Consider the following 23,649-nt stretch of genomic DNA (forward strand, 5'->3'; position numbering starts at 1 on the left):
CTGGAAGTCCTCCGTTTCGGGAATGGTTTGCGAAACGATTCTCGACTATGCAATATTATGATGATTATGTTTCAGTTGATGCGTGGTACGCATAATGGATTCCGAACTTCTCCGCACCTTCCAGGTCGTATGCGACAAGGGCACCACCCAGGCTGCCGCCGAGGTGCTGGGCGTCTCGCAATCCGCAGTCAGCCGCCGGCTTGCCCAGATCGAGGCTGAACTGGGCCTTGCGCTGTTCACCCGCGAAAAGGGCAGGCTGATCCCGACCCGCGAAAACCGGGCGCTGCTATCGCAGATCTCGGCGGTGCTGGTCCAGAACACCCGGCTGACCCAGATGGCGCGCGATCTCGGTTCGGGGAATTCGCCCATGCTGACGCTGCGGGTGGCCTTTCCCGCCAGCCTGACCATGACCATCATCCCCCGGGTCTTGCAGGACTTCACCGCGACAAACGACCGTGTCCAGGTCGAGATCCATACCGGCACCTATGATACGATCGAACGGATGCTGCTGGACGATCGGGCCGAGATCGGCTTCCTGCGGATGCCGACGCAGCGCCCCGGCATCGTCTCGACCCCGCTGATCGAGGTCGAGACGGTCTGCGTCATGCCAGCCGACCACCCGCTGGCCGCACGCGACGTCGTCTCGGTCCGCGACCTGTTTCGCGAGCCGCTGATCCTGCTGGGCCGGATGCGCGCCCCCCGCAGCGAGATCGACCAGCTTCTGATGGAGATCGGCCTGCGTCCGCAGATCCGGATCGAGGCGCATTCGGTCATGTCGGCCTGCGCCCTTGCCGCGCATGGGCTGGGCATCACGCTGGTCAACGGGCTGATGGCGCGCGACTATGCCCATCTTCCCATCGCAATCCGCCCGCTGCGTGAAAGGCTGACGCATCACTTCGCCTTTGCCATGCCAGAATCCATGCCCCCCTCGGCCACGGCGCGCCGGTTCATGGAGGTGGCCGAGCGCCATTTCTCGCAGCTTCTGGTCGCACCGAAGGCCGGGGGTCCCGCCTAGATGCTGCGCGCGATGCCGCCGTCCACGCGGATATTCTGCCCGGTGATATAGCCCGCGCCCTCGGACAGCAGGAAGGCGATGGTGGCGGCGATTTCCTCGGACGTGCCATAGCGGCCCATCGGCACGCTCTCGCGGCGCTCTTCGGTCGCGGGCAGGCTGTCGATCCAGCCGGGCAGGACATTGTTGATGCGGATGCCCTGGCCCGCGTGTTCGTCGGCATAGATCTTGGTGAAACTGGCCAGACCCGCGCGGAACACGGCCGAGGTCGGGAACATCGCGCTTGGCTCGAACGCCCAGGCGGTCGAGATGTTGACGATCGCGCCCGTGCCCTGCGCCTGCATGATAGGGGTGACAAGCCGGATCGGCCGGACGGCGCCCAGGAAATAGACCTCCATCCCTTGATGCCAGTCATCGTCGCTCAGCCCCAGCAGCGGTCCCCTTGGCCCGTGCCCGGCCGAGTTGACCAGCGCATCGACCCGGCCCCACGCCTTCATCGTCGCGTCGACCAGCCGCGCCAGATCTTCGGGCGACTGGTTCGAACCGGTAACGCCGATCCCGCCCAGTTCCTGCGCCAGCGCCTCGCCCTTGCCGGAAGAGGACAGTATGGCAACACGATAGCCATCCCGGTGCAGGCGGCGGGCCGTGGCCGCGCCCATGCCGGACCCTCCGGCGGTGATAATGGCAACCTTGTCCATGATCATGACATCCTCTGCGTTCATTGCCCCGTGCTAACATAGCCCAACGCGATGCGGTTGCGCAGTCGAACGGCAGCCGTGACCATTGGCTGCGCGGATGCCTGCGCGATCCGCTCACATCCGCGTGGGCGGCCGCAAGGGCGGTTGTGCCGGAGGCGCGCGGATGGGATGCAGTCGGCCTGCAATGGAAAAGGACCAGATGACCGACCCAGCGAAAACCATCGGGCCGATCCTGTATCTGGATCACGTTGCCGGCGATCTTGTGCATCTGGCCGCGCTGTTCATCGCGCCTCGCGGGGCCGCCGTGCCCCCGGTCGAGGCCGCAGGAGCGTTGTTCCCCGCAATGCCGCTGGCCGAATACGCGGCCGCGACCGTCCATCGCGCCCGTTTCGCGCTGCCACAAGGGCAGGCCGAATACCGCTGGAACGGCCAGACGTTTGTCCTGTCGCTTGACCTGCATGGCGATGCGCGGCTGGCCTATGTCTCGTGCAATGGCGAAGAGGTCGGCGACCTTGACCGCGAGGGGTCCGAGCGCAACGCGATGTGGGAACGCCTGCGCGCGGAACATGGCAAGGCCCCCTTCGCGCTGCTGCTGCATGGCGGCGATCAGGTCTATGCCGACGAGGTGACGCAGGGCCATCCCCTGTCCGACGACTGGCCCGACCGCCTTCCCGACCCGGGAGCCGACCTTGGCGACCTGCGCCGGCACCTGCGCGAGCGGTTCCTGGAGCGCTATGCGGCGCTTTACGCCTCGCCCAGCTTCGCCTGGATCGCGGCGCGCGTGCCCTCGCTGATGCAATGGGACGATCACGACATTTGCGACGGCTGGGGATCGCTGGCCCGCCGCGCGACGGAATCCGAAGTCGGGCAGTTGCTGTTCGCGGCGGCGCGTGAAGCCTTTCTGACCTTTCAGGCCGCGGCCGCGGATGGTGACCTGCCCGCGCGCTTCGCCGATCCGCAGGGCGGCCACCTTGGCTGGACGATCCGCGCCCCCGGCCTGCGCCTGCTGGCGCCCGACATGCGATCCGAGCGGACGCGCCGGCGCATCATGGGACCGGGCGGCTGGGCGATGATGCAGGACGAGCCGCCGCTTCAGGGCGACGAGCGTCTTGTCCTGATGTCCAGCGTCCCGCTGCTGGGTCCACGCCTGTCGCTGCTTGAGACGCTGATGATGGCCGTGCCCCGGATGCAAAGCTATGAGGACGACCTGCGCGACCAGTGGCAAAGTCATTCCCATCGCGAGGAATGGCGACGGATGCTGGGCCTGCTGGTCGACTTCGGGCAGACCGGCCGGAACGTCGTGGTGGTCTCGGGCGAGATCCACCTTGCGACGCGGGCCGAGATGCCGCTGCAGGGAACGGCCAAGCTGCACCAGCTTGTCGCCTCGGGCATCGCGCATCGCCCGCCGCCACGGGCGTGGGCGCGCTTTCTGGGAACGCTGGCGATGCTGGGGGACGATCCGCTGCCGGGCAAGCATATCGCGATTCGCCGCATCCCCGGCCAGGTCGGTCGCTATGTCGCGCAGCGGAACTATCTGGTGCTGACGCGGCAGGCGGGCGCGTGGCAGGCCGAATGGGAATTCGAGATCAGCGGCCGTTCGCCCGCGCTGGCGCTTTGATCCCGCCTGCGAGCCCAGGTGCCTTGGCGGGCAATCTTTCGCCGTTCCCCGGCAGGCTTTGGGGGACGGTCATGATCCTTAGTTGACTATTTCCATAGGTATTCATAAACGGCGCGCGTCGCAGACAGTCTTGCCCAGGAACCGCCGCCATGATTCTTCGCCTTGCCGCTGTCGCCAGCGCCCTTTCCCTGTCCGGAACCCTTCCCGCCCTTGCCGAGCCCGTCACCCTGACCGACATCGCCGGACGCGAAGTGACGGTCGAGGCACCGGCCAAGCGCATCATCCTGGGCGAGGGGCGGCAGATCTATCTGTTGGGCATCCTTGACCGCGAGGCGCCGTTCCAGCGCGTCGTCGGCTGGCGTCAGGACCTGCTGGAGGCCGATCCCGACAATTACGCCGCCTATGCCGAGAAATTCCCCGAACTGACGGACCTGCCCACCTTCGGCGGCTTCAAGGACGGCACCTTCGATGTCGAACAGGCGGCCGCGCTGAAGCCCGACGTGATGCTGATGAACCTGGAATCCAAGGCCGCGACCGAGGATGCGGGCTATGACGACAAGCTGGCGCAGCTTGGCATCCCGATCGTCTATGTCGATTTCCGCGAAGACCCGATGGCCCACAGCATCGAATCCATGCACATCATGGGCAAGCTGACCGGCCGCGAGGATCGGGCCGAGGAATATGTGCAGTTCGTCGACCAGCAGATGAAGCGCGTGACCGAGGTGCTGGCCAAGGCCGAATTCACCCGACCCAAGGTCTTCGTCGACCGCGCCGGCGGCTATTCCGACGATTGCTGCATGAGCTTCGGCGACGGCAATTTCGGCGAATATGTCGAGATCGCGGGCGGCGAGAACATCGCCAAGGGGATCATTCCCGCCACCTTCGGGACGCTGAACCCCGAACAGATCATCGCCTCGAACCCCGATCAGGTCATCGTGACGGGCGGCAAATGGGACGCCTATGTCCCCAACGGGGCCTGGGTCGGCGTCGGTCCGGGCGCGGATCTGAAGGCCGCGCGTGCGAAGCTGCAGGGCCTGACCACGCGCACCGCCATGACCGGCACCAATGCGGTCAAGACCGGCCAGTTCCACGCGATTTGGCACCAGTTCTATGACAACCCCTATTACTTCGTGGCGGTCCAGCAACTGGCGAAATGGCAGCAGCCGCAGCTTTTCGCCGATCTGGACCCCGAAGCGACGCTGAAAGAGCTGCATGAGCGCTTCCTGCCCGTGCCTTATCGGCCCGGCTACTGGGTGTCGCTGAATGAGTGACGCGGCCCCGGCAGCGGCGGGGCGCGGCTTTTACCGCGCACTCGTGCTGCGCCGCCAACTTATCCTGGCGGCGCTGGCCGCGGCGCTGGTCTTCAGCATCTGCCTGGACCTTGCGCTTGGCCCGGCGCGCTACAGCCTGGCCCAGGTGGTCGAGGCGCTGCTGCGCCCCGGCCTTGTCGATGAACGCATCCGCGTCATCCTGTGGGAAATCCGCATGCCGGTTGCGCTGATGGCGGCAGTCGTGGGCGCAAGCCTGTCGATTGCGGGCGTGCAGATGCAGACGATCCTGAACAACCCGCTGGCAAGCCCCTTCACACTGGGGATCTCGGCCGGGGCGGGATTCGGGGCAGCGCTGGCGCTGGCCTTCGGCGTCGCGCTGGTGCCCTTCGCGGTCGATTACATCATCCCGGTCAACGCCTTCCTGATGGCGATGCTGACCTCGCTGGCGGTCTATGGGCTCAGCCTGCGCCAAGGCGTCGGCAGCGAGACCATCATCCTGCTGGGCATCGCGCTGGTCTTCATCTTCAACGCGATGATGTCCCTGATCCAGTTCTTCGCCAGCCAGCAGGCGGTGGCGGCGGTGGTGTTCTGGACCATGGGCAGCCTGACCAAGGCGACCTGGCCGAAGCTTTGGATCGCGCTGGCGGTTCTGGCCGCTTCGGCCCCGCTGCTGGCGCGGCGCGGCTGGCAGCTGACGGCGATGCGGCTGGGCGAGGCCAAGGCGGAAAGCATGGGCGTGCGCCCCCGCCGTCTGCGGCTTGAGGTGCTGGTGATCGTCAGCCTGCTGGCCGCGATCTCGGTCTCGTTCGTGGGCAGCATCGGCTTTATCGGTCTGGTCGGGCCGCATATCGCCCGGATGCTTCTGGGCGAGGATCAGCGCTTCCTGCTGCCGGGCGCGGCCTTGTCGGGCGCGCTCCTGCTGTCGGTGGGGTCGATCCTGTCCAAGTCCATCATTCCCGGCACCGTCATTCCGATCGGCATCGTGACCGCGCTGGTGGGGATTCCCTTCTTCCTTTACCTGATCCTGAACCGAAGGAACGCGGCATGGTAAGCCTTAGCCTGCAGGACGTCTCGGCCGCCTATGGTGGACGGCAGGTGCTGGGCGGGATCAGCACCCCGGCCCTGCGGGGCGGCCAACTGGTCGCGCTGCTGGGGCCGAACGGCTCGGGGAAATCCACGCTGTTCCGCCGCATCTTCGGGCTGCTGCGTGGCGCGGGCCAGATCCGGGTCGAGGGTGCGACCGTGCCCCGGCCCATCGCCTATATGCCGCAGGACAATGGCGCGCGACCGGTGCTGACGGTCTATGAATCGATCCTTCTGGCGCGGATGCAGGGCCGCCGCCTGCGCGTCCTGCCCGAGGATCACGCCGAGGTCGACCGGATGCTGGATCTGCTCAACATCGCCGCCCTGCGCGGACAGAATGTCGGCGATCTGTCCGGCGGCCAGCGCCAGATGGTGGGCGCGGCGCAGGCGCTGGTGCAGAACCCGCAGATCCTGCTGATGGACGAGCCGACCTCGGCGCTGGACCTGTCGCGCCAGATCGACCTGCTGGCGCTGCTGCGCCGGCTGACCCGCGAACAGGGCCTGCTGATCGTCGTCGCCATGCACGATCTGGGCCACGCGCTGCGATTTTCCGATGCGGCGCTGGTGATCGGCGGCGGCGGTCTTGTCGCCTGCGGCCCGACCCCCGAGGTCGTCACCAGCCGCCTGCTGCGCGACGTCTTCGATGTCGAGGCGCGGATCGAACCCTGTTCGAAAGGCGTGCCGCAGCTGATCGTCGAAGGCCGGGCCAGCCACGCAGCAAGCCGCGCGGCGTAAGGCCCTGACCTGACTCTCGCCGGCCCGGTCGAAAATTCCCTCCATCGCGCACACCGATGCGCATGACGCCCTTTTCCGGCAGCCTTGCCGCGATCGACGCGGCAAGTGGGCAACCTGCAGGCGGCTGCGCACATTACGCAGGCAGCGGGCGACCGCGCGCGGCCTGGGTGGATAAACCGCTTTACAAGACATGAACCAGTGCTAGTAAATCGCTTTACTGATGGGCGGAGCACTCGGTATGGCGAATCTGAAGCAGGTGGCGGAAAGGGCCGGCGTTTCCCCGGCAACCGTGTCGCGTTACCTAAACGGCACGCTGTCCCTGCCCGAGCCGACACGCGAGGCCATCGAAAATGCCATTCGCGCGCTGAACTATCACCCCAATCCCTTTGCCCGCTCGCTCAGCCGCGGACGCACCGACCAGATCCAGATGGTCGTGCCCGAGATCAAGGCCCCCTTCTTCGCGGCTCTGGTCGCCGCGGTTGAAAACGCGGCCTTCGAGCGCGGGCAGGAACTGGCGATCTCGGTCACGCTGAACCGGCCGGGGCGCGAGCAGCGCTATCTGGACAGCGTCTCCGACCGCCATGTCGACGGGTTGATCTTCGTCACCAACCACCCCGAAGTCGCGCCGCTGAAATCGCGCATCGATGCCGCGCGCCGCGTCGTTCTGCTGGACGAGGACGTGCCGGGGGCGACCGCGCCGCGGCTGTTTTGCGACAATGACAGCGGCGGCTATCTGGCGGGACAATATCTTGCGCGCCACGGTCACCGCGCCATCGGCGTGATCGGCACCGGGGACGAGATGCATTCCGGGGCCGCGCGTTTTCAGGGCTTCAGCCGCGCCTTGGATGACAGCGCGGACGGCGGATACCGCGTCCACCGCAAGGCCGGCAGCTATACGATCGAGGACGGCTCGCGCCTGTGCGCCGAACTGCTGGACGAACATCCCGGCATCACCGCGATCTTCGCCATGTCGGACGAACTGGTCATCGGCACGCTGGACGAACTGGCGCGTCGCGACCTGCGTGTTCCCGACGACATCTCGATCATCGGCTTCGACGACATCCTGCCGCTGGATTACTTCGCGACGCCGATCACCGCCATCCGCCAACCGGTCGAGGCACTGGGGGCCAAGGCGGTCGAAATCCTGCTGAATACGGATTGGGAAGATCCCGCGGCATGCAGCCGGGTCGAGATCTTGCCGGTCACGTTGGTCGAGCGGAGCTCCGTTGCCTCCGTCCCGCCCGCCCCACAAGCAACGGTCCAACATGAGAGCAACAGATGAAAATTGGAATGTCCCGTCATGTGATGATGGCCGTGACCAGCGCTTTCGCGGTCCTCGCGGCAACCGGCGCTTATGCGGAAGGCAAGACCTTCGCCCTGGTGCAGATCAACCAGCAGGCGCTTTTCTTCAACCAGATCAATGAAGGTGCGCAGAAAGCGGCGGACGCCTCGGGCGACAAGCTGGCGATCTTCAACGCCAATAACGACCCGCAGGCGCAGAACTCGGCCATCGAGACCTTCATCCAGCAAAAGGTTGACGGCATCGCGGTCGTCGCCATCGACGTGAACGGCATCATGCCCGCCGTCCAGCAGGCGGCCGATGCCGGCATCCCGGTGGTCGCCATCGACGCGATCCTGCCCGACGGCCCACAGAAGGCCCAGATCGGTGTCGACAACGCCAAGACCAGCGAGGATTTCGCCAAGTTCGTGCTGGCGCAGAACAAGGACGGCGAGATCAAGATGGGCCAGGTCGTGGCACTGAACTCGTTCATCCAGAACATCCGCAAGGACAGCTTCAACACCGCGCTTCAGGCTGGTCCCAACGTCAGCCTGATCGGCGAGGTCGACGGCCAGAACGTGCAGGACGTGGCGCTTGGCGCGGCGGAAAACCTGCTGACTGCAAACCCGGACATGAACGCCGTCTATGCCACCGGTGAACCGGCGATGGTCGCAGCCGTCGCAGCCGCGCAAAGCCAGGGTCGCCAGGACAGCGTCAAAGTCTATGGCTGGGATCTGACCTCGGGCGTGATCGACGGGATCGACGCTGGCTTCGTCGGCGGTGTCGTCCAGCAGGATCCGGCCGGCATGGGTTCGGCCGCGGTCGAGGCGCTGGCCAAGATCTCGGCCGGCGAGGAAGTCGAGAAGGTGATCTCGGTCCCCGCCACCATCGTCACCAAGGAGAACGTGGACCAGTTCCGCGAGACCTTCAAATGACCATCGCCAGCCAAAGCACGGACCGGGGGGGAGAAATCCTCCCCGGCTCCGGGGCGCCTCTCGTATCGCTGCGCGACATCCGGCTGACCTTCGGTTCGCATCAGGCGCTGCGGGGGGTCGATCTTGACATCCGTCCGGGTGAATGCCTTGCGCTGCTGGGCGACAACGCGGCGGGCAAGTCGACGCTCTCCAAGGTGATCTCGGGAACCTATATCCCGGATTCCGGAACCATCACGGTCGAGGGCGAAGAGGTCCGCTTCACCGGTCCGAATGACGCGCGTTCGCGCCATATCGAGATGGTGTTCCAGGATCTGGCGCTTTGCGACCATATCGACGTTGTCGGCAACCTGTTCCTGGGCCGCGAGCTGAGCAAGGGCCCCTTCCTTGATCAGAAGGCGATGCTGGTGCGCGCACAGGAAATGTTGGAAGCACTGGAAATCCGCATTCCCCGCCTGACCGCGCGGGTCGAGAAGCTGTCCGGCGGCCAGCGGCAGGCGATCGCGATCGCCCGCGCGGCCTCGTTCCAGCCCAAGGTGCTGATCATGGACGAGCCCACCTCGGCACTGGCCGTGGCCGAAGTCGAGGCGGTGCTGGCGCTGATCAACCGCGTCAAGGCCAAGGGCGTCGGCGTCGTGCTGATCACCCACCGCCTGCAGGACGTCTTCCGCGTCTGCGACCGCATCGCCGTCATGTATGAAGGCACCAAGGTGGCCGAGCGCATGATCGGCGATACCGACCTGGAAGAGGTCGTGAAACTGATTACGGGGGGGCATTGATGTCCAGTTACACCGAACGCGCCAAGCAAAGCCACACCGTCGAATGGTTGAACGACAATGCGCAGGTGCTGTCCATCACCCTGTTCTTCGTCGCCTGCATGGCCTTTTTCGGCGCGCTGTCCGAGAGCTTCCTGACGGCGGGCAACCTTCTGAACGTGCTGCGGCAGGCAGCGCCGGTCCTGATCGTCGCGGTTGCAATGACCTTCGTCATCATGACGGCGGGCATCGACCTGGCCGTCGGTTCGACCGTGGCGCTGATCAACGCGCTGGCTGCGATCATGATGGCGAACGGCTTCGACTGGATCCCGACCCTGATCACGATGCTGGTCGCGGGTGCGATCGTCGGGCTGCTGCAAGGCTGGTTCATCTCGTTCCAGGGGATCGCGGCCTTCATCGTCACGCTGGCCGGGATGTCGATCCTGCGCGGCGTCGCGCTTTACATTACCGCGGGCTATTCGATCCCGATCAAGGACCAGCCCGGATTTTTCTGGCTGGGTCGCGGCACGCTGGCGGGGATCCCGGTCCCTGCGATCATCGCCACGCTGTTCGCGGTGCTGGGCTTCATCGTCATGCGCAATACGCGCTATGGCCGCCGCGTCGTGGCCGTGGGCTCGAACCTTGAGGCGGCGCGCCGCGTCGGGATGCCCGCGCGCTGGATCGTCTGTTCGGTCTACATGATGTCGGGCATCGCCTGCGCGCTGGCCGGGCTGCTGATCGCCGCACGCCTCGGCTCGGGCTCGTCCAACGCCGCCGTCGGCTTCGAGATGCAGGTCATCGCCGCCGTGGTACTTGGCGGCACCTCGCTGATGGGCGGGCGCGGCTCGATCCTGGGAACGGTGCTTGGCACCCTGACCATCTCGATCATCGGCAACGGGCTGATCCTGCTCCACGTCTCGCCCTTCCTGACGCAGATCGTCACCGGGGTCATCATCCTTGTCGCCATCTGGATGAACACGCGGCTGTTCGGCGGCGGCTTCAAGATCGGGAAAAAGGGCTGAACCATGACCGAACTTTCGCAGGCGCATGTCGGCTCGGGGCTGGTGATGACCGTGAACGGTCCCGTTCCCGCATCAAGCCTGGGCATCACGCTGATGCATGAGCATCTGAACAACGATTGCTCGTGCTGGTGGAACCCGCCGACCGATCCGGCGCGGGAATATCTGGTCGACCATCCGATCACGCCCGAGATCTATTCCGAGCTGATCCAGGATCCCTTCGTCAACCGCCCGAACCTGGGCGTCAACGAACCCGACCTGGTGGTGCAGGAACTGGGCTATTTCACCCGCCAGGGCGGCCGCACGGTGGTTGAGCCGACCTGCCGCGGCATCGGTCGCGATCCCCGCGCACTGCGGCGCATCGCGGATGGCGCCGGGGTGAACATCGTGATGGGCTCGGGCTACTATCTGGGAACGTCGCTGCCGGATTATTTCCATGACCTCAGCGTCACGGACATCGCCGACCAGATCGTCGCCGAAGCGACGACCGGCACCGACGGCACCGATGCCCGGATTGGCCTGATCGGAGAGATCGGCGTCGGTTCGGACTTCACCCCGGACGAAGAGAAAAGCCTGCGCGGCGCGGCGCAGGCGCAGGCCCGCACCGGCCTGCCGCTGATGGTCCATCTGCCCGCCTGGTTCCGGTTGGCGCACAAGGTGCTGGACATCTGCGAAACCGAGGGCGCGGACCTGAACCACACGGTCCTGTGCCACATGAACCCGTCCTGGGCGGACCGGACCTATCAGCACGAACTGGCGGCGCGCGGCGCCTTCATCGAATACGACATGATCGGCAACCTGTTCTATTACGCCGACCAGGATGTCGATTGCCCGCCTGATGCAGATTGCGCGCGCGCGATCCAGGGCCTGATCGAGGCCGGACACGGCCACAAGGTCCTGCTCAGCCACGACGTTTTCCTGAAGTGCATGCTGCGCCACTATGGCGGCAACGGCTATGGCTTCGTGAACGCCCACTTCCTGCCGCGTCTCAAGCGGCTCGGCCTCGACCCAGTGCTGGTCGACAATCTCATGGTTGCGAACCCGCGCCGCGTCTTTGACGCGCGCTTCGCCGCCTCTGACTCTTGAAAGGACAAGAAATGACGAAAAAGGTTTTGCTGGTTGGCGAAAGCTGGGTTTCCTCCTCGACCCATTACAAGGGCTTCGACCAGTTCGGCTCGGTCACCTTCCACACCGGCTGCCAGCCGCTGATCGACGCGATGAAGGGCACTGACTACGACGTCACGCACATGCCCGCGCATGAAGCCCAAGATGGCTTCCCCTTCGACATCGAAGGTATCCGCGCCTATGACATCATCATCCTGTCGGATATCGGCGCCTCGACCTTCCTGCTGCCGCAGCGCGTCTGGATCCACAGCCAGACTGCCCCGAACCGCCTGCGCCTGCTGAAGCAGTGGGTCGAAGAAGGCGGCAAGCTGATCATGGCCGGGGGCTATTTCTCGTTCCAGGGCATCGACGGCAAGGCGCGCTGGCGCAATACCCCGGTCGAGGAAGTCCTGCCGGTCAAATGCCACCCCTGGGACGACCGCGTCGAGATCCCCGAGGGCGCGACCGCCGAGATCGTCGCCGCCGACCACCCGATCCTGGCCGGGATGCCCGCCGAATGGCCTCCGCTGCTGGGCGTGAACGAGGTGATGCTCAAGGACGGGGCCGAGCTGATCGCCCGCCTGCCCGAGGACCAGGGCGGCCACCCGCTGCTGGTTGCGGGCAAGTTCGGCAAGGGCCGCTCGGTCGTCTGGACCTCGGACATGTCGCCGCACTGGCTGTCCCCGGCATTCTGCGCCTGGGAAGGCTATCGCCAGCTTTGGCTGAACATGTTCGGTTGGCTGGAAGCCAACGACTGATCCTGCGACAGGATCACCGGGGCAGCGCCGATCCCCTCGGCGCGCCCACCCCCTCCGTGGCAAAGGCCGCGGCAAATTCGGCGACGGACGGAAAGGCCCCCTGCGTGCCCAAGCGGGACACACATATCCCGGCCGCCCATGAGGCAAGGCCGACATCCCCGGCCTCGGGCTGGCGGCGGCCGTGCCGGATCATCGCGGCGACCAGCGCAGCCAGGAAGCAATCCCCGGCGCCGGTCGGGTCCAGCGCCGCGACCGGGTTTCCCGGCACTGCAAGCTGCAGGGTGCCGTCGCGCCAGACCTCAGCCCCCTTCGGTCCCAGCGTCCTGACCAGCACCCTGCCCTGCGAAAGCCGCGCGACGCCGCCGAAATGCTCGGCCTCGCCCTCGTTCACGCAAAGCAGGTCGCATTCCGCCAGCATCGCGTCGTTGCACCCCTCGACCGGCGAAGGGTTCAGGATGCGCCAGATCCCGCGCCGCCCGGCCTCGGCCAGCGCGGCAAGCGATGTCTCGGGGCGCAGGTTCCCTTGCAGCACCAGTGCATCCCCCGCGCCAAGCGCGCCCAAAGCCGCGACCGCCTCGGTCGGGGTCATCGCGCGCGCGCAATCCTGCGTCGTCACGATCGTGTTCTCGCGGTTGCGGTCGCGCAGGATGACCGAGAAATCCGTGGGGCTGTCGCGGCGCGTCAGCTGCGCGTCCAGCGGCTCGTCCGAGACCCCGGCAGCCAGCACCTGCCCGCGCGGGTCTGGTCCGATGGCCGCCACCAGCCGGACCGTGGCCACGCCGGCCAGCGCGCGGGCCAGCACGATCGCCTGGTTCGCGCCCTTGCCGCCGACGCTTTGCGAAATCGCCGAACCTGCGATCGAGGCCCCCGGAGCGGGAAATGCCTCGACCGCCAAAGTCTCGTCCAGCGCGATGTTTCCAATCACCACGACTTGCGCCATGACACTCACTTTCGAAACTTCCATGAAGGGCAGATGATGCAACTGATTTCCGACCGTCCCGCCAATGCGATAAGCGACATCTTCGGCCGCGACAAGGCGCTGATCGGGATGATCCATTGCCCGGCCTTCCCGGGTGCCCCGCGCTATCGCGGCCAGCCCATGACCGAGATCTATGACGCCTGCCTGCGCGACGCCGAGGCGCTGGTCGCGAACGGAATGCACGGGCTGATGATCGAGAACCACGGCGACATCCCCTTCCTCAAGCCGGATGACATCACCTGCGAAACCGCCGCCTTCATGGCCGTCGTCACCGACCGCATTCGCCGCGAATTCGACGTGCCGCTGGGGATCAGCGTACTGGCGAACGCACCGATCCCGGCGCTGTCCATCGCCGCCGCCGGTGGCGCAAGCTTCATCCGCGTCAATGAATGGGCCAACGCCTATGTCGCGAACGAAGGCTTCGTCGAGGGCCGCGCCGGCGAGGCACTGCGCTTTCGCGCCCGGCTGCGGCAGGACCAGATCAAGGTCTTTGCCGACAGCCATGTGAAGCACGGCGCCCATGCCATTGTCGCCGACCGCACGATCGAGGAACTGACGCGCGACCTGGCCTTCTTTGACGCGGATGCCGTGATCGCGACCGGCCAGCGCACCGGCGATGCCGCCAATCCCGACGAGATCCGCACCATCCGCGACGCGAGCCATCTGGCACTGCTGGTCGGCTCGGGCGTCAGCGAGGCCAATGTCGAACTGATCCTGTCCTTGACCAATGGCGTCATCGTCGCCTCGTCGCTGAAGCAGGACGGCGTCTGGTGGAACCCCGTCGATCCGGCCCGCGTCAAAAGCTTCGTTGCAGTCGCATCCCGCGCGCTGGAGGGCTGAGATGGCGCAGGTTCAGGACGAACTTGGCTGGTTGGCCGCGAACCACGACCGGTTCTGCGCCATCCGCCGGGAATTTCACCAGCGCCCCGAAATCGCTTTCGAGGAAAGCTGGACATCGGCCGAGCTGGCACGGCGGTTGGCGGCTCTGGGATGCGAGATCTCGCGCAGCATCGGCGGCACCGGCTTTGTCGCGACGCTGAAGGGCGGGCCGGGTCGCGTCGTCGCCTTGCGCACCGACATGGACGCACTGCCGCAGGACGAACAGACCGGCCTGCCCTATGCCTCGGGGAATGCGGGGCGGATGCATGCCTGCGGCCATGACGGGCACATGACCTTGCTGCTGGCGACGGCGGAACTGCTGGTGCGCGCAGGCCCGCTGCCCGGCACCGTGCATTTCATCTGCCAGCCCGCCGAAGAGGTGGGCCGCGGCGCCGTCGCAATGATCGAGGACGGGCTTTTCGACGAGATTGCCCCCGACCTGACCTTCGGCTTCCACAACTGGCCCGAATTGCCGGTCGGCGCGGTCGCGGCCCGTCCCGGCGCGATCATGGCCGCCTATCGCAAGATCGGCTTCGTGCTAGAGGGACAAGGCGGCCATGCCGCGCTGCCGGCCCTGTCCGATGACATGTATGGCGCGCTGGCCGCGCTGATCACCCGGATGAATGCCCGGATGCGGGCCGAACTGCCCGAAACCGCCTTTGCCTTTACCCAGAACCTGGGCGGAAGTGCTGCGAACATCATCCCGGCGCGTCTGGGGGTCTCGGCCTCGTTCCGCTATGTCGCGCCGGATGAGGAAGCCGCCGCCACCCGCATCGCGGGCGAAGTGGCGCAAGAGATCGCCTCGGCCTTCGGGATCACCGTCAGCCCCGAGATCGTTCCCGTCTTCGGCATCACCCGCAACGACGCGGACGCGGTCGCGCTGGTCGCGGCCACGGTGGCGGGTGCCGATCGGCGGCTGGCATGGCAGGATGCGGAACGCTCCTCGATGGTCGCCGAGGATTTCGGCGCCATGATCGAGGACCGGCCCGGCTGCTATTTCTGGATCGGTGCCGGGATGGAGCGCGGCGCGCTGCACAACAGCCGTTTCGACTTCAACGAAACGCTGCTTCTGACCGCCCCGCAGCTTCTGGCCGATGTCCTGCGCACGGCGATGCACGAGCCGGCCTGACCAGAGGCCGCGCCGCTCAACCCGGCGGGACGGGGTGGGGGCGGTCCCCGCTGCCCGCCCCGCAATCGGCCCCAAGATGGTCCAGCAGATCCTGTGCCGCCGGGGAAAGCCGCGCCCTGGTCTGGGTGCAAAGCGACAGGTGCCGCGTCGCCCAAGGGTCGGATAACGGGATCGCCGCGATCCCCGCCGGGCGCGCGGCCCTTCGCGCGGCCAGCACCGGGACGATGCCGATCCCTACCCCCGCACCGGCCATGCGGCAGATGTCGTCGAAGGCGTGCAGCCGGATGCGAGGCCGCAGCCGCAGGCCGATCCGGGCTGCCTGAGCGTCCAGGTAATCGCTCATCGCGCCGCCCACCAGCGCCAGGAAGGGCTCGCCCGCCAGCTCGGCCAGCATCACGGTGCGCCGACTGGCAAGGGCATGGCCGCGCGTGGCGACCACGACCAGCCGATCGATGGCAAACGGCCGCAGCTCCAGCCCCGCCGTGTCGACCGCAGCGTTCAGCACGCCGATCTCGGCAAAGCCAAGCGCGATGCTGCGGGCGATATCGACGCTTTGCCGTTCGCGCAGGTCGATATCGACTTGGGGGTGGGCGGCAAGCCAGGGGGCAAGGCGTGCAGGCAGGATCTCGGTCAGGGCGGCGGTATTGGCAAGCAGGCGGACGGTGCTGCGCAGGTTCCGGGCGAATTGCCCGATCTCTCCGCGCATCTGGGTCATCTGGTGCAGGATCAGGCGGGCGTGATGCAGCAGTGTCTCGCCCGCCTCGGTCGGTGTCACGCCGCGGCGGCCGCGATCCAGCAGGCGCACTCCTCCGGTCGCCTCCATCTCGCGCAGACGCTCGCTGGCCGCGGCCAGGGACAGCCCGGCCAGAGCCGCGCCGTGGGTGATGCTGCCCGCCTCTGCCACGGCAAGGAACAGGCGCAGATCGGTCAGGTCAAAGCGCATGCGGGCAAGGATAGCGGCAGCGCAGCCTTCGGTCCAGCCGAAGCCTGCCTGCGGGTCTTCCGCATTGTGCCCCGGTGCCCGCGCGCTATCACCCTAGGCATGAGTGAGCTTGTCCTTGTCGTCGCGGTCGCCGCGACCTTCTTCGCCGCCGGGATCGTCAAGGGCGTGACCGGCATGGGGCTTCCGACCGTCGGGATGGCGGTGCTGGGGGCAATGATCTCGCCCCTTGCCGCGGCAGGGCTGCTGATCGTGCCGGCGGTCGCCACCAATCTGTGGCAATTGCTGTCGGGTCCCGCTTTGGGGCCGCTGCTGCGCAGGTTGTGGCCAATGATGGTGGCAATATCGGCGGGGACGCTGGCCGGTGCGGCCTGGCTGGCCAGCGGCCACGCACATGCGACGACGGTGCTTGGCCTCGCGCTGGCGATCTATGCCGCCTATACGCTTTGTGCGCGCCAGTTGCGGGTTCCGGCCGCGGCCGAGCCATGGCTGTCCCCGCTGGTGGGTGCGATCACCGGGATCGTGACCGGGACGACCGGCGTTTCGGTCATGCCCGCCGTCCCCTATCTTCAGGCGCTGGGGCTTGCCCGCGATGATCTGGTGCAGGCGCTGGGGCTGTCCTTTACCGTCTCGACCATCGCGCTGGCGGTGGGCCTTGGCGCGCGGGGCGCGGTGACGGCTGACCAGCTGGGGCTGTCCCTGCTGGCGCTGGTCCCCGCGCTGGCGGGCATGTGGGCCGGGCAGTGGCTGCGCGGGCGCATCCCCGCCGCGACCTTCCGCCGGGTGTTCCTGATCTGCCTGCTGCTGCTGGGTTCCCAGATGGCGCTGCGCCCCCTGCTGTAACGGCACCGGCGCTGGCACTTGCCTTCGTTCCGCCCTCGACCCAAGGTTGCGCGCAGTCAGGCAGGCAAAAGGCGGCGCAGATGCGAATTCCAGACTATCCCACGGGCGACGCAGCGGGCTGGGCCAAGGTGGACGGCTATTTCAGCGACCTTCTGGCCCCGCCGGACCCTGCCCAGCAGGCGGCGCTGGCCGCAAATGCCGAAGCGGGGCTGCCCGCGCATGACGTCTCGGCCCTGCAGGGCAAGATGCTGGCGTTGTTCATCACCATGACCGGTGCCCGCCGCGTGCTGGAAATCGGGACGCTGGGCGGCTACAGCACCATCTGGATGGCCCGCGCCTTGCCGCCGGACGGCACAGTCACCAGCATCGAGGCCAGCCCCGTCCACGCCGACATCGCCCGCACCAATATCCAGCGCGCGGGGCTGGACCAGCGGGTCGACCTGCGTGTCGGTGCGGCGGCCGAGGTGCTGCCGGGTCTGAACGGGCCATTCGACCTGGTCTTCATCGATGCCGACAAGCCCAGCAATCCTCTTTACCTGGAATGGAGCCTGAAGCTTAGCCGTCCGGGCACCGTCATCATCGGCGACAACGTGGTGCGCGGCGGTGCGGTTACCGACGGCGGCAGCACAGACCCGAACGTGCAGGGCGTCAGGACCTTTCTGGACATGATCGCGCGCGAGCCGCGCCTGCAGGCGACGGCGATCCAGACCGTCGGCGAAAAGGGCTGGGATGGCTTTACCCTGGCGGTGGTGGGCCAGAGCTGAAGGCCTCGGAAACCCGCCGCCTATCTGCCCCGCAGCGCCGCGATCACGCGGTCGGCCATGCGGATGCAGCGCAGCCCGTCAAAGGGAAAGACGCTGTCCAGCCCGCCCCGCAACCGCTCCTCCAGCGCGCGACGCAGGCGGCGGCGGGCGCGAAACAGGCGGGTGCGGACCGTAATCGGGTTCAGCCCAAGATCGCGGGCGACAGCCAGCACCGGCTGCCCCTCGACTTCGTGCAGCAGAAAGGGCAGGCGCAATTCGGGTGGCAACAGGGCCAGGGCCTGCTCCAACAGGGTGCGGACCTGATGGCGCGCGGTCGCCTCCTCGGCGCTTTCGCTGCCCGGAAAGGCCAGCACCTCGGCCGAAGAGGCGGCATCCTGTTCAACCACAAAGTGATCCTTGGCCGGGTCGCGGCGGCGCGCACGCATCAGCGCGGCGTTGATCGTGATCCGGCTGATCCAGGTCGAAAAGCGGGCCTCGCCCCGGAAGCTGTCAAGTCGGGTGAAGGCGGTCAGATAGGCGTCCTGCACGACCTCCTCGGCCTCGGCATCGCTGGGCATGATGCCGCGCGCGATACGAAACAGGCGCGGATTCATGCGACGTACCAGTTCGCGGATCGCGGCCTCGTCACGGGTGCGGGCGGCGGCCACAAGCTGCCAGTCGGGATCTTCGCGATGCGGCCGCAAGGGGCTGGGGCTGATCATGCGGCCTCCTGCGCCTCGACCCGGCCACGGGCCAGGATGGCGTCGACGGGGGGAAAGGCGGCCAGAACCTCGGCCATCAGATCCTCGCTGTCCGGGGCCGGGCCTTCCCAGCCGGGATCGCCCGGTCGCCCGACGACAATGCGACCGACCATCGCGGCCATCTCGTGCGGCTGGCAGTAATAATCATACACCCCCGGCACCGTCAGGGTGAGCGCGAAGCTGTCCCCCGGCAACAGAAAATCACTGTCCCAGGGCACCGCTGCGGCGGGGATCCGGCGTTGGCGGTCGAACAGGTCCGGGTGATAGGCAGTGCAGGTATGGCTGTTCGCGGGGTCTTGGTTCACAAAGCGCAGCGGGGTTCCCGCCGCGACCGAAAGGCCGGGGGGCGAGAACCAAACCCTTTCGCCACGCGGGGTGCCGCGCATGGCGATCTCGACCGGTTCGGCGCTCCGGACCGGCGCGGCGGCAAAGGTGGCAAGGGCGACAAGGCCGCCGCCCCCCAGCACGAGCATCTGGCGACGCGACAGCGTCATTTCGCAAGCCTGCCGGCCGCGTCCTTGTCGTGATACAGCACGACATGGGCATGCGGCTTTTCGACCCCCGGATGGCCGGCATTGTAATAGATGTCGACGCCGGTGACGGTATCGGTCCCGACCGGCAGCTTGTCGAAAGCCTTGCCCGCCGCAAGATCGTCAAGCGGGATCATATAGATCGTGGCGGACAGTCGCCCGTCGTGGTCATAGCCCAGGAACGGACCGGCGGGCAGGGTCGCTGGATCGACGTAAAGCGTGCCCAGGCCGGGAATGAAGTCGGGCAGCGGCACAAGCCCGCTGACTTTGGCGAAGGGGGCGGCGGGGGGAGTGGTGACGGCCCCCTCATGAGCCGGAGCGGGGGTTGCAAGGGCAAGACCCGCAAGCAGGATCGGGACGAAGGCGCGCATGGCGTTTCCTTTCTGGTCAGGGGCCGGAAGCGGACCCATGCCAGATTGGATGCGGTCATCGCAGGAAATGTTCCCGCCGGCTCAGCCGCCGATGGCAATACCCTCGCGCCGGGGATCGGCCGCACCCTCCAGCCCCTCGGGCGTGATCTGGATGCTTTGGACGCCCGAGTTCAGCTCGGTCGGGTTCACCTGGAAACCAAGGTCGGTCAACGGTCCCGACAGGGCGGTGGCGCTGGTCCCATCTTCGACATCCAGCGGGCCGAACCGCGACAGGATGTTCGGCAGCGCCGCCGCCTGCTGGACATCCATGTCCCAGTCAAGCCAGGCGATGATCGTCTTTGCTACATAGCCGATGATCCGGCTGCCCCCCGGAGAGCCGGTGACCAGCACCGGCTTGCCCTGTGCCATCACGATGGTCGGGGCCATCGACGACCGGGGCCGCTTGCCAGGCGCAAGCGCGTTCGCGATGGGATATCCCGCCTTGTCATGGGTGGTGAAGCTGAAATCCGTCAGCTCATTGTTCAGCAGGAAGCCGCGCACCATCAGCCGCGCGCCGAAACCATTCTCGATCGTGGTCGTCATCGACAGCGCATTGCCCTGCGCGTCGACGATCGCGACATGCGTGGTCGAGGGCAGTTCCAGCGCCTCGTCCCGACCCCAAAGCCGCGCATGGCTCCAGCCCGGAGATCCGGCGCTGACCTCGGGCAGGGAGTCGTCTCCCGCCAGCAGCTTGCCCCGTTCGGCAAGATAGGCCGGATCGACCAGACCCTTTGTCGGCATGGGGACGAAATCACTGTCGGCCATGAAGCGTTCGCGGTCGGCAAAGGCCAGGCGCGACGCATCCGCGATCAGCCGCCAGCTTTCCGGGTTCTCGGCCCCCAGCGCCGCCAGGTCATAGCCGCCCAGCATCCCCAGGATCTGCCCGACCGTCAGTGCCCCGGACGAGGGCGGCCCCATCCCGCAGATGTCGTGATCGCGATAGCTGGCGCAGACCGCGGGTCGCTCAATCACGCGATAAGCGCTAAGATCGGCCAGCGCCAGCGTGCCGGGATTTCCCGGCGCGTTCGACACCGCCGCCACGATGTCCTGCGCCACCGGCCCGGAATAGAAGGCCCTTGCCCCCTGCCCCTGCAAGGCGCGCAGCGTGTCGGCATAGGCGGGATTCTTCAGCAGCGATCCGGCCGCGACGGGCTGGCCGCCGGGAAAGAAATAGGCGGCAGTGGCAGGGTCGCCCTGCAGCGCGGTCCCCTCGGCCGCGACCAGCGCGGCCAGCCGGGGCGAGACGGTAAAACCGTCCTCGGCCAGCCGGATCGCATCGCCGAAAAGCCCTGGCCAATTCGCGCGGCCCCAGCGGCGATGCGCCTCTTCCAGCAAGGCCGGAGTGCCCGGCGTCCCGACCGAGCGGCCGCCCACCACCGCCTGCATGAGCTTCAGCGGCTGGCCCTCGGCGTCCTGGAACAGCGTCGGGCGCGCGGCCATCGGCGCGGTTTCGCGTGCGTCCAGCGTGGTCAGGTCGCCACTTTTGGCATCGTACCAGACCAGAAACGCCCCGCCCCCCAGTCCCGAGCTTTGCGGCTCGACCAGGCCCAGCACGGCCTGCACCGCGATCATCGCGTCTGCGGCGCTGCCGCCGGAGTCCAGAACGCGCGCCCCGGCCTCGACCGCCAGCGGGTTCGCGGCGCTGACCATCCAATGCGCGGCCTTGACCGGCTGGCCCTGCGCCTTGGCCTGCAACGCCGCGCGCGCAGCGGCGCCAAGATCGCCGAACGCCTCAGCAGTGACCACGCCCGCCGTCGCTGCCTCGGGCGCGACGGCATCGGTGGCCTGCTGCGCCAAAGCCGATCCGGCAAGACCGCAGATCGTCATCGCAAGAAGTGCCGCTGTACGTTGCATCGTCCCCTCCGCCATCCATGTGCCTTGGGCCAGTCTGGATCCGGCGGGCAGGTCGCGCAAGCTCTCGGTTTCGTGAGCCGCTGCGCGGGCACCGGGACAGGCACGGGACGTTCGGGGCTATCCAAGCGCAAGGGGGCGGCCTAGAAGGCGGAGGAACATCCCCGCATGACCCCGTTTGCCAAGGATATCGACGTGGCCACCCCGCCCCCCGCTTCGCCCGGCGCAACGGCACGCGCCCCACGCCCGATCGAGATCGTGGCGGCGCTTGCCACCGGCGCGCTGCTGACCTTCATGCTGCTCAGCAACAGTATCATGGCCGCGCATACGACGCCGCTGTTCTCATCGCTGACGGCCCATGCGGTGGGTTCGGTCGTGGCGGGGGCCGCGCTGATCGGCGCGCGCCTGTGGCGGCGCGGCCGGGGGTCGGCGCCGCCCCGTCCCCGCGGGAACGTGCCGCTTTGGGCCTATCTTGGCGGGATCTCGGGCGCACTGACGGTCATGCTGACTTCCTCGACCGCGAACTCGGCGCTGGCGTTGACCGGCACGCTGGCCATCGGGCTTGCCGGGCAGGTGGTGCTGGCGCTGATCTTCGACTGCCTGGGCGCGATGGGACTGGAGCGGCGGCTCCCCCGGCGTCAGGACCTGCTGGCGCTGGTGGCGATCATCGCGGGCACGATGCTGATCATCCATGCGCGGGGGATGGCCGGATGACCGCGATGATCCTGTTCGCCTTCATCGCCGGAATGCTGGTCACGCTGTCACGCCAGTTGAATGGTCGACTGGCCATCCAGACCTCGGCGCTGCGCTCGTCCTTCTGGAACCACGCGGTCGGTTTTGGCGCGCTGGCGGTGGTGACACTGCTGGCCGGAAGCTTCTGGCCCGAGGGTGCGTCAGGCGCCCCCTGGCTGGCCTGGGTCGGGGGCGCGGTAGGCGTCGCCTTCGTCGGAGGCGGAAGCTGGCTGATCCCGCGCCTGGGCGCGGCGATGACCGGCGGGCTGCTGGTCGCCGGTCAGATGCTGTCAGGCGTCGCGATGGACATCGCGCGCGGTCAGGACGCGGTCCTGTGGATGCAGGTCGCGGGCATCGCGCTGATCCTGGGAGGCGTATTCCTGAGTCGGCGGCGCTGACGCGAACTATTCGCCGCCATTGGTGGCGCGGTCGTTCTGCCGCGCCTTGCGATCGCCCGCCTCGCGGTTCTGACCGCCGGCATTGGGCTGGTTCGACTTTTTCATCCGGCCCGGATTCACGGCCGGGTCGGCATTGCCCATCTTCTCCTGCTGCGCGCGGTTCTTGACGTTGAAGTCTTCGTTTTCGGTCTTGGGATCTAGTTTCTCGGCCATCGGAAGCCTCCTTTCCGGCTTTGCACCGGGTCAACCTGCAAGGGCCACGGATGTTCCGGCGATCCTGACCCAAGATTGATATTGACAGTTTCGGGCGGAATCACGCTACAACTGGTCCGATAACCCGGCCAGTTGTCATTGCGTCAGATCACGGGGGGCTGCCCAGAATGCGCGATGTGCAGAAGCTCCTTTTGGACGATCCGGCGGGCTTCGGCACCGATCTGCGGCGCCTGACCATCAAGGACCGCATCGCCGAAAAAATCGCCGCGCTGATCGCCTCGGGGCTGCTGGCACCGGGGGATGAGCTGCCCAGCGAAAGGGATCTGGCCCAGGCCCTGTCGGTCAGCCGCGAAACCGTTCGTGTCGCCATCCAGCTTCTGGCGGCGCGCGGCATCCTGGCGGTCAGTCAGGGCAGCCGCACCCGGGTGCTGAAGGGCGATATCGGCGACATGGCCATCGGGATGATCCGCCAGATCGACGTCAACCGCTATGACATCGATGAGGTTCATGCCGCGCGCCTGCTGATCGAACAGCACGTCGTGGGCGAGGCCGCGACCCGCATCAGCGAACCGGTGCTGGCGGTGCTGCGCCATTCGCTGCGCTCTCAACGCGATTGCGTCGACGATCCCGTCCGCTTCCTGATCGCCGATCGCGAATTCCACCTGACCATCTATCGCGCCTGCGGCAGCGAGTTGCTGGCCGACGTGGTCGCCGACCTTTACGGCCATATCATCGACCACCGCCGACGCATCGTGTCGCGCGCGGGGGCCATCTCGGAAAGCGTGTCGGATCACGAGGAGATCCTTGCCGCGCTGGAGGCCCGCGATCCCGCCGCCACCCGCGCCGCCTTTGCCCGGCACGAGGAGCGTATCTACAACACCACCCGCGACATGCTTGGCACAGCGCGCAAGGGACGGGAGGGGGCCTGACAGGGCCGCAGACGGAATGGCCGGAGGAGCGGCCGATTTCAGGCTCCG

At 67.1% G+C, this 23,649-nt stretch carries 26 protein-coding genes; 18 read left to right on the forward strand and 8 right to left on the reverse strand.

Features of this window, described 5'->3' with window-relative positions; translation table 11 throughout:
• Nucleotides 1-94 precede the first annotated feature (94 nt).
• Nucleotides 95-1,015 carry a LysR family transcriptional regulator gene (locus ACO2Q4_RS15715; RefSeq protein ID WP_311759636.1) on the forward strand — a complete coding sequence of 307 codons (921 nt, stop codon included), beginning with the start codon at nucleotides 95-97 and terminating at the stop codon, nucleotides 1,013-1,015.
• Here ACO2Q4_RS15715 and ACO2Q4_RS15720 read toward each other — a convergent pair.
• Nucleotides 1,012-1,716, reverse strand: coding sequence for an SDR family oxidoreductase (locus ACO2Q4_RS15720; RefSeq protein WP_395134189.1), 705 nt, complete (start codon nucleotides 1,714-1,716; stop codon nucleotides 1,012-1,014). The two genes, ACO2Q4_RS15715 and ACO2Q4_RS15720, sit on opposite strands and share 4 nt — an antisense overlap.
• Before the next feature lie 193 nt (nucleotides 1,717-1,909).
• Between ACO2Q4_RS15720 and ACO2Q4_RS15725 the strand changes: the two genes are divergently transcribed.
• The 10 genes from ACO2Q4_RS15725 (at nucleotide 1,910) to ACO2Q4_RS15770 (ending at nucleotide 12,264) form a co-directional block, all read left to right on the forward strand.
• A complete protein-coding gene (locus ACO2Q4_RS15725; protein ID WP_423320455.1) occupies nucleotides 1,910-3,328 on the forward strand; it encodes an alkaline phosphatase D family protein in 1,419 nt (472 codons plus the stop codon).
• A gap of 149 nt (nucleotides 3,329-3,477) precedes the next feature.
• The gene (locus ACO2Q4_RS15730; RefSeq protein ID WP_423320457.1) at nucleotides 3,478-4,599 is read left to right on the forward strand and encodes an ABC transporter substrate-binding protein; all 1,122 of its coding nucleotides are present in this window, start codon (nucleotides 3,478-3,480) and stop codon (nucleotides 4,597-4,599) included.
• Nucleotides 4,592-5,650, forward strand: a complete 1,059-nt coding sequence (locus ACO2Q4_RS15735; RefSeq protein ID WP_423320459.1) for a FecCD family ABC transporter permease — start codon at nucleotides 4,592-4,594, stop codon at nucleotides 5,648-5,650. The genes ACO2Q4_RS15730 and ACO2Q4_RS15735 overlap by 8 nt, the downstream gene beginning before the upstream one ends.
• On the forward strand, nucleotides 5,644-6,417 hold the full coding sequence (locus tag ACO2Q4_RS15740) for an ABC transporter ATP-binding protein (RefSeq protein WP_423320461.1): 774 nt from the start codon (nucleotides 5,644-5,646) through the stop codon (nucleotides 6,415-6,417). The genes ACO2Q4_RS15735 and ACO2Q4_RS15740 overlap by 7 nt, the downstream gene beginning before the upstream one ends.
• A gap of 238 nt (nucleotides 6,418-6,655) precedes the next feature.
• The gene (locus tag ACO2Q4_RS15745) at nucleotides 6,656-7,699 is read left to right on the forward strand and encodes a LacI family DNA-binding transcriptional regulator (protein WP_423320463.1); all 1,044 of its coding nucleotides are present in this window, start codon (nucleotides 6,656-6,658) and stop codon (nucleotides 7,697-7,699) included.
• A gap of 8 nt (nucleotides 7,700-7,707) precedes the next feature.
• Nucleotides 7,708-8,631: a substrate-binding domain-containing protein gene (locus ACO2Q4_RS15750; RefSeq protein ID WP_311759642.1), complete on the forward strand. Its 924-nt coding sequence runs from the start codon at nucleotides 7,708-7,710 to the stop codon at nucleotides 8,629-8,631.
• Nucleotides 8,628-9,407: an ATP-binding cassette domain-containing protein gene (locus ACO2Q4_RS15755; RefSeq protein ID WP_311759643.1), complete on the forward strand. Its 780-nt coding sequence runs from the start codon at nucleotides 8,628-8,630 to the stop codon at nucleotides 9,405-9,407. The genes ACO2Q4_RS15750 and ACO2Q4_RS15755 overlap by 4 nt, the downstream gene beginning before the upstream one ends.
• Nucleotides 9,407-10,405, forward strand: coding sequence for an ABC transporter permease (locus tag ACO2Q4_RS15760; RefSeq protein WP_423320466.1), 999 nt, complete (start codon nucleotides 9,407-9,409; stop codon nucleotides 10,403-10,405). Before ACO2Q4_RS15755 ends, ACO2Q4_RS15760 begins: the two co-directional genes overlap by 1 nt.
• A 3-nt stretch (nucleotides 10,406-10,408) precedes the next feature.
• Nucleotides 10,409-11,488, forward strand: coding sequence for a phosphotriesterase family protein (locus tag ACO2Q4_RS15765; protein WP_395133999.1), 1,080 nt, complete (start codon nucleotides 10,409-10,411; stop codon nucleotides 11,486-11,488).
• 11 nt (nucleotides 11,489-11,499) lie between these two features.
• Complete coding sequence (locus tag ACO2Q4_RS15770; RefSeq protein ID WP_395134000.1) at nucleotides 11,500-12,264, forward strand: glutamine amidotransferase; 765 nt, start codon at nucleotides 11,500-11,502, stop codon at nucleotides 12,262-12,264.
• Between the two features lie 13 nt (nucleotides 12,265-12,277).
• Here ACO2Q4_RS15770 and ACO2Q4_RS15775 read toward each other — a convergent pair whose 3' ends face one another.
• Nucleotides 12,278-13,204 carry a PfkB family carbohydrate kinase gene (locus tag ACO2Q4_RS15775; RefSeq protein WP_423320469.1) on the reverse strand — a complete coding sequence of 309 codons (927 nt, stop codon included), beginning with the start codon at nucleotides 13,202-13,204 and terminating at the stop codon, nucleotides 12,278-12,280.
• A gap of 33 nt (nucleotides 13,205-13,237) precedes the next feature.
• Between ACO2Q4_RS15775 and ACO2Q4_RS15780 the strand changes: the two genes are divergently transcribed.
• Complete coding sequence (locus tag ACO2Q4_RS15780; RefSeq protein WP_311759648.1) at nucleotides 13,238-14,083, forward strand: BtpA/SgcQ family protein; 846 nt, start codon at nucleotides 13,238-13,240, stop codon at nucleotides 14,081-14,083.
• A gap of 1 nt (nucleotide 14,084) precedes the next feature.
• Nucleotides 14,085-15,251 (forward strand): M20 metallopeptidase family protein, encoded by a 1,167-nt coding sequence (locus ACO2Q4_RS15785; RefSeq protein WP_423320471.1) that lies wholly within the window; start codon nucleotides 14,085-14,087, stop codon nucleotides 15,249-15,251.
• Nucleotides 15,252-15,267: 16 nt separating this feature from the next.
• Here the strand turns inward: ACO2Q4_RS15785 and ACO2Q4_RS15790 are convergent, their stop codons facing one another.
• Entirely contained in the window at nucleotides 15,268-16,194 is a 927-nt protein-coding gene (locus tag ACO2Q4_RS15790) for a LysR substrate-binding domain-containing protein (RefSeq protein ID WP_423320473.1), read from the reverse strand.
• Nucleotides 16,195-16,293: 99 nt separating this feature from the next.
• Between ACO2Q4_RS15790 and ACO2Q4_RS15795 the strand changes: the two genes are divergently transcribed.
• A complete protein-coding gene (locus ACO2Q4_RS15795) occupies nucleotides 16,294-17,034 on the forward strand; it encodes a sulfite exporter TauE/SafE family protein (protein WP_423320475.1) in 741 nt (246 codons plus the stop codon).
• Between the two features lie 80 nt (nucleotides 17,035-17,114).
• On the forward strand, nucleotides 17,115-17,798 hold the full coding sequence (locus tag ACO2Q4_RS15800; RefSeq protein WP_423320477.1) for an O-methyltransferase: 684 nt from the start codon (nucleotides 17,115-17,117) through the stop codon (nucleotides 17,796-17,798).
• Between the two features lie 20 nt (nucleotides 17,799-17,818).
• Here ACO2Q4_RS15800 and ACO2Q4_RS15805 read toward each other — a convergent pair whose 3' ends face one another.
• The 4 genes from ACO2Q4_RS15805 to ggt form a co-directional block, all read right to left on the reverse strand.
• Complete coding sequence (locus ACO2Q4_RS15805) at nucleotides 17,819-18,499, reverse strand: RNA polymerase sigma factor (RefSeq protein ID WP_311759654.1); 681 nt, start codon at nucleotides 18,497-18,499, stop codon at nucleotides 17,819-17,821.
• Entirely contained in the window at nucleotides 18,496-19,032 is a 537-nt protein-coding gene (locus tag ACO2Q4_RS15810) for a cupredoxin domain-containing protein (protein ID WP_423320479.1), read from the reverse strand. The genes ACO2Q4_RS15805 and ACO2Q4_RS15810 overlap by 4 nt, the downstream gene beginning before the upstream one ends.
• On the reverse strand, nucleotides 19,029-19,439 hold the full coding sequence (locus tag ACO2Q4_RS15815; RefSeq protein WP_311759656.1) for a hypothetical protein: 411 nt from the start codon (nucleotides 19,437-19,439) through the stop codon (nucleotides 19,029-19,031). Before ACO2Q4_RS15815 ends, ACO2Q4_RS15810 begins: the two co-directional genes overlap by 4 nt.
• A gap of 81 nt (nucleotides 19,440-19,520) precedes the next feature.
• Nucleotides 19,521-21,332: a gamma-glutamyltransferase gene (gene ggt / locus ACO2Q4_RS15820; RefSeq protein WP_423320481.1), complete on the reverse strand. Its 1,812-nt coding sequence runs from the start codon at nucleotides 21,330-21,332 to the stop codon at nucleotides 19,521-19,523.
• Nucleotides 21,333-21,497: 165 nt separating this feature from the next.
• Here ggt and ACO2Q4_RS15825 point away from each other — a divergent pair, with 165 nt between their 5' ends.
• Both ACO2Q4_RS15825 and ACO2Q4_RS15830 read left to right on the forward strand, forming a co-directional pair.
• Nucleotides 21,498-22,043: a DMT family transporter gene (locus ACO2Q4_RS15825; protein ID WP_395134015.1), complete on the forward strand. Its 546-nt coding sequence runs from the start codon at nucleotides 21,498-21,500 to the stop codon at nucleotides 22,041-22,043.
• Nucleotides 22,040-22,459: a DMT family transporter gene (locus tag ACO2Q4_RS15830; RefSeq protein ID WP_395134016.1), complete on the forward strand. Its 420-nt coding sequence runs from the start codon at nucleotides 22,040-22,042 to the stop codon at nucleotides 22,457-22,459. Before ACO2Q4_RS15825 ends, ACO2Q4_RS15830 begins: the two co-directional genes overlap by 4 nt.
• A 6-nt stretch (nucleotides 22,460-22,465) precedes the next feature.
• Here the strand turns inward: ACO2Q4_RS15830 and ACO2Q4_RS15835 are convergent, their stop codons facing one another.
• Nucleotides 22,466-22,672: a hypothetical protein gene (locus tag ACO2Q4_RS15835; protein ID WP_311759660.1), complete on the reverse strand. Its 207-nt coding sequence runs from the start codon at nucleotides 22,670-22,672 to the stop codon at nucleotides 22,466-22,468.
• A 176-nt stretch (nucleotides 22,673-22,848) separates the two neighbouring features.
• Here ACO2Q4_RS15835 and ACO2Q4_RS15840 point away from each other — a divergent pair, with 176 nt between their 5' ends.
• Entirely contained in the window at nucleotides 22,849-23,601 is a 753-nt protein-coding gene (locus ACO2Q4_RS15840) for a FadR/GntR family transcriptional regulator (RefSeq protein WP_423320484.1), read from the forward strand.
• The last annotated feature ends 48 nt before the right edge of the window (nucleotides 23,602-23,649 follow it).

This window comes from Paracoccus sp. KR1-242 (genome assembly GCF_049446195.1).
In the GTDB taxonomy this organism is placed as follows: domain Bacteria; phylum Pseudomonadota; class Alphaproteobacteria; order Rhodobacterales; family Rhodobacteraceae; genus Paracoccus; species Paracoccus broussonetiae.